We start from the raw sequence: 14,208 nt of genomic DNA, 5'->3' as shown, positions 1-14,208 counted from the left end.
GTTTATTTTGAGATTCATACATGGATTGTATGTTTGATCATTTCGCCTTATGTCTATTTTCATTCGAAGCCTCATTTCATTGCTGATAGCTATGTGTTTTATCACCAATAGCTATGCAATGGCTGTGTCTATGAATGAAGAGAGTCAATCTGCCGTAGTGCACGTCATTTCAAATCATGCTGCAATGTCTGATTGTGGAATGTCTACGATGACGAAGTATGACCATATGGACGGTGGCAAAATGGATACATCACACTGTCAAAAGAGTCTGTGCTGTATCGCTGCAACTTTTGAACATAGCCATCATTCCATTGAGCGAAGCATAGAATTGGTTAGAACCGAAAATTCAGCTTATGTAGATCAACTGACTTTAGGGATTTACCAGTTACCTTATCGTCCCCCAAATCATGTCCTTTTTTTATAAATTCAAATTTCTTATTTTTATTTAAAGGACATCATCATGTTTAATATTAAAACTGTATTGTTTTCAACGCTTCTATTGATCGCTACTGTACCTGCTTTTGCTGCAAGTGATTGCTGTAAGGAAAAAGAGGCCACCACAAAAAAAGAGTGCTGTGAAAAAAAGATGAAATGTTGTGATGACAAAGATAAAACGGCTTCTCAGGAAGACCATAGCCATCACGGGCATTAATTTTTAAGTAATAAAGCTATCCTTGACAGAAGTTGAGGATAGCTGTTGTAGCAAAATCATTTTAGTTTTTTAGTTGGCTTCAGCTCATTCACGGATAACACCAATAAAAAGGTCACAGGCGTAGCGAAAATCCACCAACTGATGAATCCAATGGAGCTACCATACTCTAAACAAAGCAGGCTACCAGCCAGTAACAAGCAAAGATATGCTAAGACCCTCAGTTGTGTTTGATAGCGAATGAAAATCTGTTGTTTGGTTTTATTGATTTGTTTGGAGCTGCATTTATACAGCAATAGCATCCCGATCAAGGTCAGTATAAGACTCAAAATAATCATGCTTGAACCTCATTTTTGGCTAATTTCGCTTTGATTTTCTGAGCAGATTTCACTTGAATTGGCTGAATATTTCTAAAAATAAACACGGCAAATAGGGCACAGACCAGTAGGAATAAATCGATCCTCAAGAATATCCAATAGCTTTGTAAATCGGTAATTAACTGATGTTGAATTAAGTACACCAAGTTATAGACAGGTAGAGCCAAAGCAATCAAGCCGAAAATACAGATCTGTGATTTCCATAAATATTGCTTTTTCGTCAATAAAGCGAGGATAAAACTCAGTCCCCATACGCAGAAAAATGTGTAGATTTCATAGTTTGGGGTAGTTTCAGTCACATGGACAAATCGATTGGTAAATAGATAGCCGAGCATTGCAGTTGGAAGACCAATAAATGCAGCAACATTTAAGCGATCCACTAAATAATAGCCAAAATGAAATTGATCAGATTTGTTTTGAATCTGACGCTTTAAGCTCCAGAGCAATAGGCCAGACGCAATCATCAAACAGCCCAAAATGCCTGAGCAGAAGAAAGCGAAGCGAAGCACAGGCTGTGCGAATGTTGCCATATGTAGACCATAAACACCCGAGTGTAGGGTTGCAACAGCACTATTATTACGGGTATTTCCGAGAATTTTTCCTGTACCGTCAAAGGTAATTTGTGCCTGATTTAATGTGATCGATCGATCTTCTAATTGTTTAAAGGTAATAATGGCTTGATCTGTATTGGGGTTTTTGACCTCAATTGATGCTAAGGCTTGATCTCCCCATTGTTGTTTCACTTTTTCTAATAACGTGTTGATTGGTAACATTTCAGCTTTATTAGGCGCTGTATCGGTCGTTGCTTGATTAACTGTTCTGATTTCAGTAAAAAATTGAAAAGGATTGTCTGGATAGACTTTTTTCATTCCCCAAGGTAGATAGAGGTAAAAGAAAATCGCCAAGCCTGTAAAGGTAATGGTGAGGAAAAATGGGAGTGCCAACACAGAAGAAACGTTATGAAAATCTAACCAAGACCGCTGTGATTTAAAGGTTCTAAGGGTAAAAAAATCAGTAAAGATTTTTTTATGTGTGATGATACCTGAAACCAAGGCAACCAACATGATGAATGCTGCGAGGCAAGCAATCAATCGCCCAACCATGATGGGCACGCCATAGAGCTGAAAATGAAAATTGTAAAAGAAATCTCCACCTTGGGTTGCAGAGAGTTGAAGCTCTTGTCCTGTATTGGCATCTAAACTACGGCTTTCATAGCCACCACTGGCTTTCTCCCAATACATTTTATTGACTGGGTCTTCATGATTGGCAATATTGAGATACCATGATTTGGCATCAGTCGCATTCTTGGCTAAATAATCTGTTGCTGTACGAATAGCAGTATCTTGATTAACTTGATATTGAGCCAGTTGCGGTTGCATCCAAAGATTAATCTGATGGCGATAATATGAGCTGGTACCCATTAAAAAAATGGCAAATAAAAGCCAACCAAAAATTAAGCCTGTCCAAGCATGTAACCATGCCATTGATTGGCGAACACCTTTATTTTGCATTTTTAATTTAAACCTACAGATAAGCCAAACAAAGCACCTGTCAAAATTAGGCTGATCACAGTGAGTTTGAGTAATGAGTTTGCACAAAAACTAATGATGATGAAGCCTAAATAAAAGAGTGTTGCAATAAATGCTGCCAGATAAACGGCTTCCGCTTTATCCAAGACCGCTGTTAATAACATGGTCAGGCTAATACTTAAATACATCATACAGAGATAGCCAAGCGCAAAGCTCAGCACAAAGCGATAGAAGATGCTGAGTCGATAGACAAACGGAGTAGATGCAGATTTAGCCATAAAGGGTCTTGAAGCGAAAGAAGGGAGAAATAAATTACACATGGAAATGATTCTTGTTTATGTTAAATCTTAGCTGAATCTCAATCAATTCTTCATTTATCGTAAATCTAGATTGTATTTTAAATAATAAATGCCATCTTAGATCAGAACTGATTTTCACCAATCGTGAACAATTTGCACGGTTTAGGGTGATTCGATGTAAAATCATTCTGTTAGAATCATTTAAACATTTCTGTGGGGCTTGGGTCTTGTTAAAGCAAAAACTAAAAATTGGTATCGTGGTGGGGGAAGTTTCTGGAGATACTCTAGGAGTGAAACTCATGCGCAGTTTTCGCGAACAAGGCATCGATGCTGAATTTGAAGGGATTGGTGGCCCACAAATGATGGCAGAGGGATTTCACAGTTATTATCCGATGGAAATTCTTTCAGTGATGGGTATTGTTGAAGTCCTTAAAGACTTAAAAAAGCTGTTTGCTGTGCGTGATGGTTTAGTCGAACGCTGGACAGAGCATCCCGTTGATATTTTTATTGGTATTGATGCGCCCGATTTTAATTTACGTTTATCAAAAACGATTAAAGAAAAACAGCTACCCATAAAAACCGTGCAATATGTCAGTCCATCGGTATGGGCGTGGCGTCAGGGTCGTGTACATGGTATTAAGCGCAGTGTTGATTTAGTTTTATGCTTATTTCCTTTTGAAAAAACATTTTATGAAAATTACGAGGTTGCTGCTGCCTTCGTTGGACACCCATTGGCAAAGCAACTGGCGTTAAAAAATCCAATTATTGAAGCCAAACATCAATTGGGCTTGTCTGCACATAAAACCCATATTGCTTTATTACCAGGAAGTCGCCGTGGCGAGATTGAACGATTGCTACCGTTGCTTACTGGTGCAGCTGAAATTCTTCATCGAAAGCATCCTGATCTGGAGTTTTTAATCCCAGCAATTAATGATGCGCGTAAGCATCAGATTGAACAGGGCATTCAAAATTTAGATTCGAGCTTGAAGTCTAAAATTCATGTACTGGAAAATAGTGATGCAGAGTCAAAAATTGGTCGTATGGTGATGAATGCCAGTGATATTGTGGCATTAGCTTCTGGTACGGCAACATTGGAAGCAATGTTATTGCATCGTCCAATGGTGACTTTCTATAAGTTAAACTGGTTGACCTATCTGATTGCGAAGTTCATGGTGAAAATTCCGTACTATTCATTGCCAAATATTATTGCGGGTAAAAAAGTAATTGAGGAACTGATTCAGGCAGATGCAACGCCTCAGCATTTAGCCACTGAAATTGAAAAATTAATGGATCATGAAACGGCACATATCCAAATGATGCAACATTTGAGTATGCACAAACAGTTGATCTCGGGTAATACCGAAGATCCAGTACATGCAATTCTCAATTGTCTGAATGCAGGATAAATAAAAAGGTGGCAATTAAGCCACCTTTTTTCTGGAATTGATTAAGCACGAAGAATCAATTCATAACCAGTATATTTACGGATATTGATCACACCAATATCAAATAATAAGTATTGACCTTTAATCCCTTGCAACACGCCACGAATTTTAGGTGTTTTTTCCAAATTCAGCGATTTAATCTTTTCAGGATAATGCTCAACCGGATAGATAAATTCACGTGGCGTTTCATCTTCCAAGAATTCCAAGCTTTCGTTAAATTCAAGGTTCTGATTGAATTCTTCACGAATGCTTTGAATTTTTGGAGCGAATTCTTCAAGAATTTGATCACGTTGCTCAAGCAGATTTAAAGGTTCAGCTTCACCTTTGAGCAGTTTACGCCAGTCGGTTTTATCTGCGATTTGTGTACCAATTAACGTTTCCAAATGCCCAGACAAACGACGTGAACCGACTTTCATGATTGGCAATGCCTGTGTTGCGCCTTGGTCTAACCAACGTGTCGGCATATTGACAATACGGGTAATCCCGATCTTTAAGGCACTTGAGTTGGCTAAATACACAATATGTGGCTGGAAACAAACATCATGTGCGAACTGGTCTTCACGACATGTTCCCAAGTGATAATGGCAGGTTTCAGGCTTCATAATACAAAGATCACATTCAGCTTTTGTTTTAAAACATTTGAAGCAATGACCTTGTGAATAAGACTTTGGGGTTTTTGAGCCGCAAGAGGTACAAAAAATATTGCCAGTCCATTCGATCTCAATTTCTTGACCTAAGACAAAAGGAAGGTCAGTTTCTGAACGATCTAATATAAATTTATATTCAACATTTGCCTTGCTTGTTGATTGATCAGTTACACTATGCGTTTTGAGCGCTGCATGCATTTTATGACAAATGCCTTGTAGTTCCATTAATAAACTCTCATCTTTTCAATCAAGGGTTGCAGTTATGGCTGAACAAAATGTCATCACTTCTATGCTAGACGATTTATCTCAAGAACAGCCCATTCATACTGCACTTTGTATAGGTCAGCAGATTGACCAAAATGCTTCAATTCAATGGCATTATTTTAGCGTAACTGACTTTTTAAGTCTGCCATTTACGCAGCGTTATGATTTAGGTTTTGTATTATTTGATACAGAAGAAATGCAAAACATCACTGAAACGCAGAAATCACAGCTGTTGGTGAAGTTACGAGACCTGATGGCAAAACGAATTGTGGTCGTCAGTAAATTGGGGGATGAAAAATTATTGCGTTCGCTTGGCTTTACTCAGTTGATTGATAAAACCACACACGGCAGTGATTTTGCTTTATGGCAATTTAATATTTTGACTTATAAGCATGTACCTGATTGGTTTAACTCCAAGTTCTGGGCGAATCCTGAAAATTGGAATAAATTTCGATGGTAAGTCCTTAAATGCCTACATTTTAGGTAAATAAGATTCGGCGAGGGCGTGTTGCAAGTTCTTGCAAAATTTAACAATTTAACTTTGTTTTGTACTTTCAAAGCAGCGTATGCTTTTTGGATAAATAATTCCAAAGGAAAGTTTAAGTCATGACTGATTTAACCAACATTGTTGAAATTTTAGCAAAGCAAGCTTTAGGCGGTCAGCAACAATCAGGCCAAGCGGGTGGTTTAGGCGGAATTTTAGGTTCTGTTTTAGGACAACTTGGTGGGCAGCAACAAAATACACAGAGCCAGCAAGGTGGTTTGGGGGGAATCTTGGGTTCAGTATTGGGCCAATTGGGTGGTGGAAATACTTCAACCCAAAGTAATGCAGCTGGTGGTAATACCGCACAAACTTTATTGATTGCAGTTTTACCATTGGTGTTAGCTTGGATTCAAAAACAAGGTGGTTTACAAGGTGCATTGGATAAACTGAAAAATGCAGGTTTATCTAATCAAGTGCAAAGTTGGGTTGATCCGCAACAGCAGAATGCCGCTGATGTTCCAGAACAGAACATTCAAAGTTTATTTGATGATCAAGATGTTGAGCAGGTTGCACAACAAACTCAAGCACCTAAGCAAGCCATTTATGGTGCAATTGCTTCTGTTTTACCACAAGTGATTGACTCTTTAACTCCACAAGGGAATAGCACCAATCCTCAAGAAGCCAATCAAGATATTCAGCAAGTGTTGAATTTGGTGAGTGGTTTCTTAAAGAAGTAAAAATAACAGCAAAAAATAAAAGGGCAAAATGCCCTTTTATTTTTTGTATGACTTGAACTTCAAATTAGAAGTTGTATTCCATACCTAAACCGATTGTAGTTTTCTTATCATCTTTTACTAACCAATCACGTTTTTGTTGACCTACAACACCGTAGAAACGCGTTTGTTTGTTGATTTGATAGTCAGCACCTACACCATAAAGATCTTGTTTACGATCTTTACGACCATCAGACTCAGTTGTTGCAGAGATATATTCTGCTTTTAACTTGATTGGTGTTGATGGAATCGTATATGCAGCTGTTACGCCATATGCATCTTCTTGTAAACCTTTATATGAAGTCACAACTGCAGGAGTGCCAGCACTTGTAGTGACAGTATCATCAGTTGGTTGAGCAGTTTGCCATAATGCACCAAACACTAAGCCATCAACACCTGCAGGAGTTAAGTCTAAAGAGCCTGTTACACGAATTGCATCTGTATAAATATCAGATAAGCTATAAGCGCTATATTTAGATGCTACACCAAAGTTACCTGCAACAGCTGCAGCTAAACCGATGTTCTTATTTTCATATGTGATAGAGGTTGATACACCATCACCGAAACCATCGCGGCTGCCTTTTTTACCTTTAGCAGCACTGTCAGCAGCTGAAGATTCTTCACCTTGTTGGAACATGATGTTAAATGCTAAGCCACCTAACAGTTTCTTATCAGTTTCAAAACCGATCACGTTCTTTAAGCGATCTTCACCAGCTAATACAGCTGTCATATCTAGCTCATTGTGATCGTTAAAAATATCTTGGTTGTTTCCTGCTGCATTTTTAAAGTAAGAATCAAACTGACCTACTTTTAAAGTACCGATACCTTCAGATTTAATACCTACATAACGGTTACGGTTGCTGAATGATTGATCACCATCACCATCCGCATTAAATTGCCATTCAATCAAGTAAACTGCTGAAAGGTTATCAGTCAATTTTTCTTCGCCTTTTACCCCGATACGAGAAGCGTTTGAGTTTACTTTTGTTACGCTTTCGTCTTTAAAGCCATTTTTATCAATTTGGTCTAAAGTCACATTGAGCTTACCATACAATGTTGGTGCTGCTTGCGCTGCATTCATGGCTAAAGTTGCTACAGTAGCAGCAAGAAGCAATTTTTTCATTGAGATTTCTCCAAAACACTTTTTGTAAATGGCTGATGCCTTAGTTACTGTTATGAGCTTGCTTATGTACATAAAGTTACATAGCTCACTGACTTGTATGCAGTATCGGTAAACTTTGTGACAGAGAAGTGAAAGAAAAATGACAGTTTGATGACGATTCATATTTGGTAATAATTATATTTCTTATTATTTTTCATTTAATTAGAAAGCAAAAAAAGACGGAGTAAAACTCCGTCTTTTTAAAAATCAAAAACTAGAGCGCAGCTTTGATCTTTTCAGCAAGCGCAGTAATTTTTTCTTGATCACCCATTTTTGCTGCATGGCGACCAAGCTCATGCACTGAACTTGGAATCAAATGAAAGTGTACATGAGGTACAGTTTGTCCAGCAGCTGCGCCAGATAATTGCATCAAAACAATGCCTTTGGCTTCCAATGCTGTTTCCATTGCTTTAGCAATCTTTTGCACGACCTGAATGGTATACGCTGCAGCATCAGCAGGTAAGTCCAATAAAGTAACAGCAGGAGTTTTTGGAATCACTAAAGCATGACCATCTGCTTGGGGCATGATATCCATGAACGCGAGAACTTGATCATCTTCATAGATTTTGATTGCAGGTAATTCACCACGAAGGATGCGTGCAAAAATATTTTGGTCATCGTATGCCATGATTCATCCTTTAAAGGGCGCATTTAAAATAAAAAATTGAAATTCACTCTCTGAATTTAGAGAGTGAGCTAGAGCGTTTAAAGCACTATATAGAACAGCTTATTTGCAGTTTAGCTCTTTTTGGCGAGCTTTAATTTCATCAAGACGTTGCTGCTCTTTGTCAGAGAACTTCGGCTTAGTTGTGTGGCAATTTTCATTTCCGAACTTAGCTTTGGCATCAGCGTCTTTGAAACAGAATCCTTTAGATGCATAGATCAGGTTAGAGTCATCTTGTAACTTTTTACATTCTTGTTCTGGTGTTGCAGCTTGTACACTAAAACCTGTTAAGGCAACTAAACCAGCAAATACTGCAACCATCAATTTATTCATGAGGTGTTCCTCTAATCAAAAAAGTATAAATCAAAGCTGTATGGAATTTATTCATATGGCATTTGATTGCTACGTATATACCAATATAAGGTTTATTAATGAAATATCAATGAAACTGTATAGTACGAGTGTAATTTTACTCCATAATTCATCCTTATAATATAGAAAAGTTTTATATATCAATAGCTTTTCAATTTTTGTGTAAAACAACAAATTATAATAAATTGATTTTGTATTATTCTATTTGGTTGTACAGCTATATAATTATATAATTATATGATCGATGATTTAGCTATCAAAGCGAAAACGGTGTGTGAGAGCCTTTGGTCTTTAAGCGTTTGCTAATAACAGCCGACCGTTTTAGGGTGAATCAGAAAGCAATTCTTTAATTTTATTATTGCTCATCAATAGGTGGGTTTTTGCTCAGAATCAAAATAATGCTGAAATTTATTAAAAACAATCTACCTATTTTCACACTTATCATCATTGTGGTGGGCGGGTTCGGTTATCCATTTTTAACAGGTAAATGGATTATGGCGCCCAAATTAAGTGAAATTGATAGTGAATGTTATGGCGTAGATGTACCAAACAATATTGAATATCAGCAAGTGCTTCACTTTTGTTCATGCATCCATACAGTTGGAATGGAAACAAAAGAAGAGAAATATAAGTATTGTACTGATAGGATGAATAAGATAACGAATAGAAATCCAAGTATTTGATGCTTTAACCCTTACGACTTAAATCTGAAAGAATTATTTAGGAATTGTAAAATATAAAAATAACTTTACTTATTTGATATTGTTAAAGAAAAATTATGATTTTCTTATAAATACAGATGTTGTGAAACTGCAATATCCACTGAAAATAATGATACTTATGCTTTGAATGTGCAAGAAAAGAGTACGAGCAGCAACTAAATTCATTACAGAAGGCGCGTAATAGAGATGTAATTTCAGACTGAGACTCTCGACAAAAATCCATACAGCAGAATCAAACATCTCTAGAACGGAAAGACAAAAGACAACCAGCTCAAGTTTTCAGTTCCCGTTGGATAGAGACTAATGTTTCATAAAGCCATCTGAAAATGTGCTTATTTATTTATCGTGTTTACGATCAGGTAATGCGTTATTTTAATTAAATTTGTATATGAAATATTGTGCTTAGGTTCTTGTGTTTATAGCCAAATCTGTTACCACAGGAAACGCTTTGGATTGAGCTCTAATATAAATGCCAGTACATGTTTTATTGTGTAGATTAACTTTTAAATATTTATGAAATAAGCATAATTTTGTTGATTTAAGTCACACTTTTATCTATATTTGCATTGTTGTTTTATAAAAACTAAACAACAATAACCTTCATTCAGCGCAAAAAGAATTAAGGGGAAGCCCACTCTAAGAGTGGGCTTTTTAATGGTCTACGAACGTAAAATTTCTAATTAACTTAATTAATGTAAAATTGTGTAACATAAAAACCATTTAAACTATAGATCTTATGCGTAAAATTCAATAATCAAACCATATTGTATAAAGTTTGTAATGTAATTATTTTATATGCACTTAAAATTATGTTTTGGGGAACATAATGAATGACAACATCGGCGTTGTTGTTTTTTATATTTTGAATTTACTTGCACTGATAATTCTTGTACTGAGTAGTGTACTTTTAGACTTAACACTATTTTCAGTGTGTATTGGTCTTATCGCTTGTGCATTTTTAATTAAACATGAGTTTAAATTATCCGTTATTTTTTGGAAGAAAATCGAATAATTTTAGATGCTAAAAAATTTTAACAAAACCATATAGCCTAAAAGAAGCATCACTCATAGAGGAATCTTGAGAATTTAGCAATTCTTATAAGCTTAAGCTTTAATTTTTAAAATCTAATCTTTGATGGGAGTGCTTAAAGTTCCAAGACTGGTGTGTTTCATGGTTAGCGTTAGCGTCAATATTGACTCAGATTAGACCAAGGTTTAGTCGAAATGATAATTTTTTAGCATAACTCGTCTCATAATTTATAATTGAATGTGTGATAATTAACTCGTTTTATGAAGAAACAGTGAATTATGGATATTCTAAAATTTTTGAAAAGTTTTAATACGATTGGATCCTACCTGACTATTGCGAGTCTGTTGCTAGCCACTGTTATCGTATATTTTTACTATATCAATCCGAATTAATGAATGTTGAACGAAAGTGTCAGGGTAATTTTGATGCTGTGTACGTTGATCAACATTATTTCATTGGACGCCATAACTTGTAAGCGATATAGCGAGTACATAAGGATACTTGATGAAAGCGATATTTGATTGCTTGAGAAAAATAGGTATCGGCAGATTAAGCAGAGCAAAGAGACACGCTAATAAGAAATTAAGCAATATTGCAACTGTAAGCGATGTTGTTGAAGCGGTTGGTATTGATTCTGCAATGACAATAAGTGTTGATGGTATTCGCCTAATTACGAGCTTTGAAGATTTAAAGTTACAAGCCTATGATGACGGTACTGGTATATGGACCATTGGTTTTGGCACCGCTGTTTATCCAAACGGTATTCGAGTTGTGAAGAGCGATTATTGTAGTTTGGAGCAGGCAGAGTTCTTTTTTCAACATGACTTGAATCGATTTCAGTCTACTGTCAACGATGCAGTAACTGTTGCACTGTCTCAAAATCAATTCGATGCGCTAGTTTCTTTGACTTATAACATTGGGCAAACAGCTTTCAAAAACTCTACTCTTCTGAAAAAACTAAATGCAAGTGACTATGTAGGTGCAGCAGATCAATTCCATGTGTGGAATAAAGGTGGAGGGAAAATTCTAAAAGGGTTGGTTAGACGTCGTGAAGTGGAACGAAATTTATTCTTAAAGGTATAACTATTGTTTACATGATTGATTATTTTATAAAAATCATTATGAATGAAGAGATTTATAAAAGCGTATTATTGAAGTGGTAGTATTTACAAAGGGAGTAAAAAACACCTGATACTTATTAAATTTTTGGGCAAGAATTAAAACAGGTGAGTGGTTGTTTTTTGTTCGGTTGAAATTTGAATTAGCGTGAAATTATGTGATAATTCTCTTAACTTATCAATATTTTGCGAAATATGACTATTTTGAAATTCTTGAAAAGCTTCAATACTGCAGGTTTTTATTTAACAGTTGCGAGCATTCTGCTAGCTACTCTGATTGTATATTTCTATTTTATTAATCCAAATTAAGCGACTAATGCAGAATACTCAAAGCGACTTTTTATTGGTTCTTGGGGATTAGAACAATAGGGGATATCTTGCTGTTTAAAAGTATTATAAAAGCTCCCGAATGAGAGCCTTTATACGACCTAAACTAGTTAGAAGTTACTTTCATCAGTACCACACCAAATATGATGGAGGTGGCGGCTAATAGGCGTAAAAATCCCATTGGTTCATGAAGCAAGAAGATCCCAATCAGGAATGCACCAACAGCCCCGATACCTACCCAAATCGTATAGGCAGTCCCTAAAGGAAGCGTTTTCATTGCAACAGCTAATAAACCGAAGCTTAGGATCATGAATACGATCGTAATGATGCTGGGCGTAAGTTTGCTAAAACCATCAGACATTTTCATAGAATATGCCCATACGATTTCAAAAATACCAGCTAAAATTAGATAAGCCCAAGCCATTTCGACACCTCATTATTAATATTTTAGGTCGTCCTAAAGCTTGAAAAATTGAATAAAGAGGTCGTCCTCTTCATGTACTATAAAAGCACTGTTGGGTAATGACTTCAATTTATTTTTGTTAAACTTTATTCCAATTGGTAAAAGATTAGTAGAGATATCTTTTACCAATTTAGTTTTTAGTTCAGATCGAATGTTTTACATTTATGAAATATAAGTTTTTACATCATATTCAGGTTCACCAGCTAAAACAGAAACAAATTTTTCAACTGTCTCGGCTGTTAGTAGATATGGGTTAAATTCTTCTAAATGATACTTCATGAAAAAATCTGAGATATTCTGGTTAATTGGTGAAAATTTCATAGACCATTGCGAGAAGAATTGATTCTCACACTCTATGTAATAGAGGATTTCACAATTGATATGACGTTGATCTTTCACAATTTTATTATAAAACAAATCATCAATAAGGCTTTTTTGACCTTCTAAGCATTGTACAAAATATCCATGACCATAATATAAGACACCTCTAATATTATTACGATAATTGAAATCTACGGCTTCATCGAGGATTTTAATCAAATCAGTTTTTAAGTTTGAGTCAATATTCTTAATTTTACTTACGTATAAAAGTCTTACAGACTTCATTGGATATGCTCATTTTTGAAGGTTCATTTCTTGTTATATAGAAAAAACAATAATTTGTATACTTTAGTCTGTAAACTGAAACACGGATTTTATAAATAACTCCCCTCAAGAGATAGCTATATGGAATTGAAAAGCTGAGTGCTAATAATTTTCCAATTTGCTAAATAGGTTTGATTATTTCTTGTACTTCCATCTTGTCTATAAATTTTATGAATAGGCAGGTTAAAACAGAAATCAACAGGAAAGCTTTCTTTTAATGACTTTGTTTTAACCGTTTGGTAAATTGACCATACGAAGAACAAATGGTTTATAAAATGAATTACATAATTTTTGGAATAATTTCAGTTTTAATAACAACAGCTACTTTTGCTAGAGACACAAACTCAATGCGCTCATCCTATGAACTTGTTAATTTAGGGGATAGCGAAAGCGATTTACTTAGAAAAATGGGAAAATCTTACCCAAGATATTTCATTCACAAAGAAGGTCGTCGCTCATGTGAAGCTACAGAATATGTTTATGAAATTGATATGCAGATCTATACCGTCTTGGTTTGTAATGGAAAGATTTTCAAAATTGATGTGAATACTAAATAAGACCTATAACTAAATTGATCTTGGATCAGTAGAGGAGACTGCTATTTCAATTCAAGCACATATTGTTGACGCTTTGATTGTTGTAGATATGCAAAATGCTTTTGTATCAGGTGCGGAAGCTGTGCCTGCATCAAAGCAATTGATTGCTTCAATCCGTATTTTACTTACTAAAGCAAGGTCTGCGCATGCGCCAGTGATTTTCCTGCAAAATGATGGGGAGATTGGTACTTTAGATGAGCCATATCAAATTGGTTGGGAGTTATTTTTTTCTCCACAGCTTAATGAAGTGATTATACGGAAAAGTGAAGATAATGGTTTTAAAGGAACATCACTTCAACAGATCTTAGATGACCATAATGTGAAGTCTTTAGCCATATGTGGTGTTTTATCAGAGATGTGCGTTGCCGCAACAGCGCGTGCTGCTTTAGCGCGAGATTATGCGGTATGGTTACCGCATGATGCCCATGCAACTTATGATGTGCCGGCAGGACCAGGTTCAGAGAGTGTGCCAGCTGCTCTAGCGGCCAGAGTAGCAGAGTGGTCTCTTGGAGATGAAATTATGATTTGTGCATCGGTAGATGAGATTGTTTTTATGAAGCAGGAAAAAGACTCAAGCAAGTTGAATAATTTTATCATTTAAAAATGTATTTTCACCTAACAAGATTTTTGACATTAAGAAGT

The 14,208-nt window shown here is 35.9% G+C and carries 20 protein-coding genes; 11 read left to right on the top strand and 9 right to left on the bottom strand.

The genetic code is table 11. From position 1 onward, the window contains the following. Positions 1-49: 49 nt before the first annotated feature. Together NDN11_RS09635 and NDN11_RS09630 are read left to right on the top strand one after the other, a co-directional pair. Positions 50-424, top strand: a complete 375-nt coding sequence (locus NDN11_RS09635) for a hypothetical protein (RefSeq protein ID WP_251109477.1) — start codon at positions 50-52, stop codon at positions 422-424. Between the two features lie 36 nt (positions 425-460). Further along, positions 461-652 (top strand): hypothetical protein, encoded by a 192-nt coding sequence (locus tag NDN11_RS09630; RefSeq protein ID WP_251109476.1) that lies wholly within the window; start codon positions 461-463, stop codon positions 650-652. 56 nt (positions 653-708) lie between these two features. Here the strand turns inward: NDN11_RS09630 and NDN11_RS09625 are convergent, their stop codons facing one another. The 3 genes from NDN11_RS09625 to NDN11_RS09615 are packed head-to-tail and all read right to left on the bottom strand — an operon-like array spanning position 709 to position 2,833. Next, a complete protein-coding gene (locus NDN11_RS09625; RefSeq protein WP_251109475.1) occupies positions 709-987 on the bottom strand; it encodes a DUF1634 domain-containing protein in 279 nt (92 codons plus the stop codon). Beyond that, positions 984-2,537: a PepSY-associated TM helix domain-containing protein gene (locus tag NDN11_RS09620; protein ID WP_251109474.1), complete on the bottom strand. Its 1,554-nt coding sequence runs from the start codon at positions 2,535-2,537 to the stop codon at positions 984-986. The genes NDN11_RS09625 and NDN11_RS09620 overlap by 4 nt, the downstream gene beginning before the upstream one ends. 2 nt (positions 2,538-2,539) lie before the next feature. After that, positions 2,540-2,833, bottom strand: a complete 294-nt coding sequence (locus tag NDN11_RS09615) for a hypothetical protein (RefSeq protein WP_251109473.1) — start codon at positions 2,831-2,833, stop codon at positions 2,540-2,542. 248 nt (positions 2,834-3,081) lie between these two features. Between NDN11_RS09615 and lpxB the strand changes: the two genes are divergently transcribed. After that, positions 3,082-4,260, top strand: a complete 1,179-nt coding sequence (gene lpxB, locus NDN11_RS09610) for a lipid-A-disaccharide synthase (protein ID WP_251109472.1) — start codon at positions 3,082-3,084, stop codon at positions 4,258-4,260. A 41-nt stretch (positions 4,261-4,301) separates the two neighbouring features. Here the strand turns inward: lpxB and NDN11_RS09605 are convergent, their stop codons facing one another. Then, a complete protein-coding gene (locus NDN11_RS09605; RefSeq protein ID WP_251109471.1) occupies positions 4,302-5,171 on the bottom strand; it encodes a DUF2797 domain-containing protein in 870 nt (289 codons plus the stop codon). Positions 5,172-5,208: 37 nt separating this feature from the next. Between NDN11_RS09605 and NDN11_RS09600 the strand changes: the two genes are divergently transcribed. Beyond that, entirely contained in the window at positions 5,209-5,670 is a 462-nt protein-coding gene (locus NDN11_RS09600) for a DUF6231 family protein (RefSeq protein ID WP_016540206.1), read from the top strand. A gap of 146 nt (positions 5,671-5,816) precedes the next feature. Further along, positions 5,817-6,431, top strand: a complete 615-nt coding sequence (locus NDN11_RS09595; RefSeq protein WP_251109470.1) for a YidB family protein — start codon at positions 5,817-5,819, stop codon at positions 6,429-6,431. A gap of 64 nt (positions 6,432-6,495) precedes the next feature. Here NDN11_RS09595 and NDN11_RS09590 read toward each other — a convergent pair whose 3' ends face one another. The 3 genes from NDN11_RS09590 to NDN11_RS09580 form a co-directional block, all read right to left on the bottom strand. Beyond that, positions 6,496-7,590, bottom strand: a complete 1,095-nt coding sequence (locus tag NDN11_RS09590; protein WP_251109469.1) for a porin — start codon at positions 7,588-7,590, stop codon at positions 6,496-6,498. A 253-nt stretch (positions 7,591-7,843) separates the two neighbouring features. Beyond that, the gene (locus NDN11_RS09585; RefSeq protein WP_167247332.1) at positions 7,844-8,257 is read right to left on the bottom strand and encodes an HIT family protein; all 414 of its coding nucleotides are present in this window, start codon (positions 8,255-8,257) and stop codon (positions 7,844-7,846) included. A gap of 99 nt (positions 8,258-8,356) precedes the next feature. Beyond that, complete coding sequence (locus tag NDN11_RS09580; RefSeq protein ID WP_251109468.1) at positions 8,357-8,626, bottom strand: YARHG domain-containing protein; 270 nt, start codon at positions 8,624-8,626, stop codon at positions 8,357-8,359. A gap of 437 nt (positions 8,627-9,063) precedes the next feature. On the opposite strand from NDN11_RS09580, the gene NDN11_RS09575 reads away from it, so the two are divergent. The 4 genes from NDN11_RS09575 (at position 9,064) to NDN11_RS18265 (ending at position 11,844) form a co-directional block, all read left to right on the top strand. Further along, entirely contained in the window at positions 9,064-9,348 is a 285-nt protein-coding gene (locus NDN11_RS09575; protein ID WP_251109467.1) for a hypothetical protein, read from the top strand. Positions 9,349-10,695: 1,347 nt separating this feature from the next. After that, on the top strand, positions 10,696-10,809 hold the full coding sequence (locus tag NDN11_RS18270; protein WP_416224634.1) for a hypothetical protein: 114 nt from the start codon (positions 10,696-10,698) through the stop codon (positions 10,807-10,809). A gap of 112 nt (positions 10,810-10,921) precedes the next feature. Beyond that, positions 10,922-11,500, top strand: coding sequence for a lysozyme (locus tag NDN11_RS09570; RefSeq protein ID WP_251109466.1), 579 nt, complete (start codon positions 10,922-10,924; stop codon positions 11,498-11,500). A gap of 230 nt (positions 11,501-11,730) precedes the next feature. Next, positions 11,731-11,844: a hypothetical protein gene (locus NDN11_RS18265; RefSeq protein WP_416224633.1), complete on the top strand. Its 114-nt coding sequence runs from the start codon at positions 11,731-11,733 to the stop codon at positions 11,842-11,844. Between the two features lie 124 nt (positions 11,845-11,968). Here the strand turns inward: NDN11_RS18265 and NDN11_RS09565 are convergent, their stop codons facing one another. Together NDN11_RS09565 and NDN11_RS09560 are read right to left on the bottom strand one after the other, a co-directional pair. Continuing rightward, positions 11,969-12,286, bottom strand: coding sequence for a DMT family transporter (locus NDN11_RS09565; protein ID WP_167247327.1), 318 nt, complete (start codon positions 12,284-12,286; stop codon positions 11,969-11,971). 201 nt (positions 12,287-12,487) lie between these two features. Further along, positions 12,488-12,931, bottom strand: a complete 444-nt coding sequence (locus tag NDN11_RS09560; RefSeq protein ID WP_167247325.1) for a BLUF domain-containing protein — start codon at positions 12,929-12,931, stop codon at positions 12,488-12,490. Between the two features lie 314 nt (positions 12,932-13,245). Here NDN11_RS09560 and NDN11_RS09555 point away from each other — a divergent pair, with 314 nt between their 5' ends. Then, the gene (locus NDN11_RS09555) at positions 13,246-13,527 is read left to right on the top strand and encodes a hypothetical protein (RefSeq protein ID WP_171525986.1); all 282 of its coding nucleotides are present in this window, start codon (positions 13,246-13,248) and stop codon (positions 13,525-13,527) included. 88 nt (positions 13,528-13,615) lie between these two features. Continuing rightward, positions 13,616-14,167 carry an isochorismatase family protein gene (locus tag NDN11_RS09550; protein ID WP_251109465.1) on the top strand — a complete coding sequence of 184 codons (552 nt, stop codon included), beginning with the start codon at positions 13,616-13,618 and terminating at the stop codon, positions 14,165-14,167. Positions 14,168-14,208 lie beyond the last annotated feature (41 nt).

The organism is Acinetobacter sp. C26M (genome assembly GCF_023702675.1).
GTDB lineage: Bacteria > Pseudomonadota > Gammaproteobacteria > Pseudomonadales > Moraxellaceae > Acinetobacter.
This window is presented reverse-complemented; position numbering and strand designations above follow the sequence as displayed.

Coding starts and splice junctions, on each gene's coding strand:
- NDN11_RS09555 (WP_171525986.1), top strand. CDS start 13,246: ATGAATTACATAATTTTTGGAATAATTTCAGTTTTAATAACAACAGCT.
- NDN11_RS09625 (WP_251109475.1), bottom strand. CDS start 987: ATGATTATTTTGAGTCTTATACTGACCTTGATCGGGATGCTATTGCTG.
- NDN11_RS09575 (WP_251109467.1), top strand. CDS start 9,064: ATGCTGAAATTTATTAAAAACAATCTACCTATTTTCACACTTATCATC.
- NDN11_RS09600 (WP_016540206.1), top strand. CDS start 5,209: ATGGCTGAACAAAATGTCATCACTTCTATGCTAGACGATTTATCTCAA.
- NDN11_RS18265 (WP_416224633.1), top strand. CDS start 11,731: ATGACTATTTTGAAATTCTTGAAAAGCTTCAATACTGCAGGTTTTTAT.
- NDN11_RS09620 (WP_251109474.1), bottom strand. CDS start 2,537: ATGCAAAATAAAGGTGTTCGCCAATCAATGGCATGGTTACATGCTTGG.
- NDN11_RS09565 (WP_167247327.1), bottom strand. CDS start 12,286: ATGGCTTGGGCTTATCTAATTTTAGCTGGTATTTTTGAAATCGTATGG.
- NDN11_RS09550 (WP_251109465.1), top strand. CDS start 13,616: ATGCAAAATGCTTTTGTATCAGGTGCGGAAGCTGTGCCTGCATCAAAG.
- NDN11_RS09615 (WP_251109473.1), bottom strand. CDS start 2,833: ATGGCTAAATCTGCATCTACTCCGTTTGTCTATCGACTCAGCATCTTC.
- NDN11_RS18270 (WP_416224634.1), top strand. CDS start 10,696: ATGGATATTCTAAAATTTTTGAAAAGTTTTAATACGATTGGATCCTAC.
- NDN11_RS09630 (WP_251109476.1), top strand. CDS start 461: ATGTTTAATATTAAAACTGTATTGTTTTCAACGCTTCTATTGATCGCT.
- NDN11_RS09580 (WP_251109468.1), bottom strand. CDS start 8,626: ATGAATAAATTGATGGTTGCAGTATTTGCTGGTTTAGTTGCCTTAACA.
- NDN11_RS09635 (WP_251109477.1), top strand. CDS start 50: ATGTCTATTTTCATTCGAAGCCTCATTTCATTGCTGATAGCTATGTGT.
- NDN11_RS09590 (WP_251109469.1), bottom strand. CDS start 7,590: ATGAAAAAATTGCTTCTTGCTGCTACTGTAGCAACTTTAGCCATGAAT.
- NDN11_RS09570 (WP_251109466.1), top strand. CDS start 10,922: ATGAAAGCGATATTTGATTGCTTGAGAAAAATAGGTATCGGCAGATTA.
- NDN11_RS09585 (WP_167247332.1), bottom strand. CDS start 8,257: ATGGCATACGATGACCAAAATATTTTTGCACGCATCCTTCGTGGTGAA.
- NDN11_RS09595 (WP_251109470.1), top strand. CDS start 5,817: ATGACTGATTTAACCAACATTGTTGAAATTTTAGCAAAGCAAGCTTTA.
- NDN11_RS09560 (WP_167247325.1), bottom strand. CDS start 12,931: ATGAAGTCTGTAAGACTTTTATACGTAAGTAAAATTAAGAATATTGAC.
- NDN11_RS09605 (WP_251109471.1), bottom strand. CDS start 5,171: ATGGAACTACAAGGCATTTGTCATAAAATGCATGCAGCGCTCAAAACG.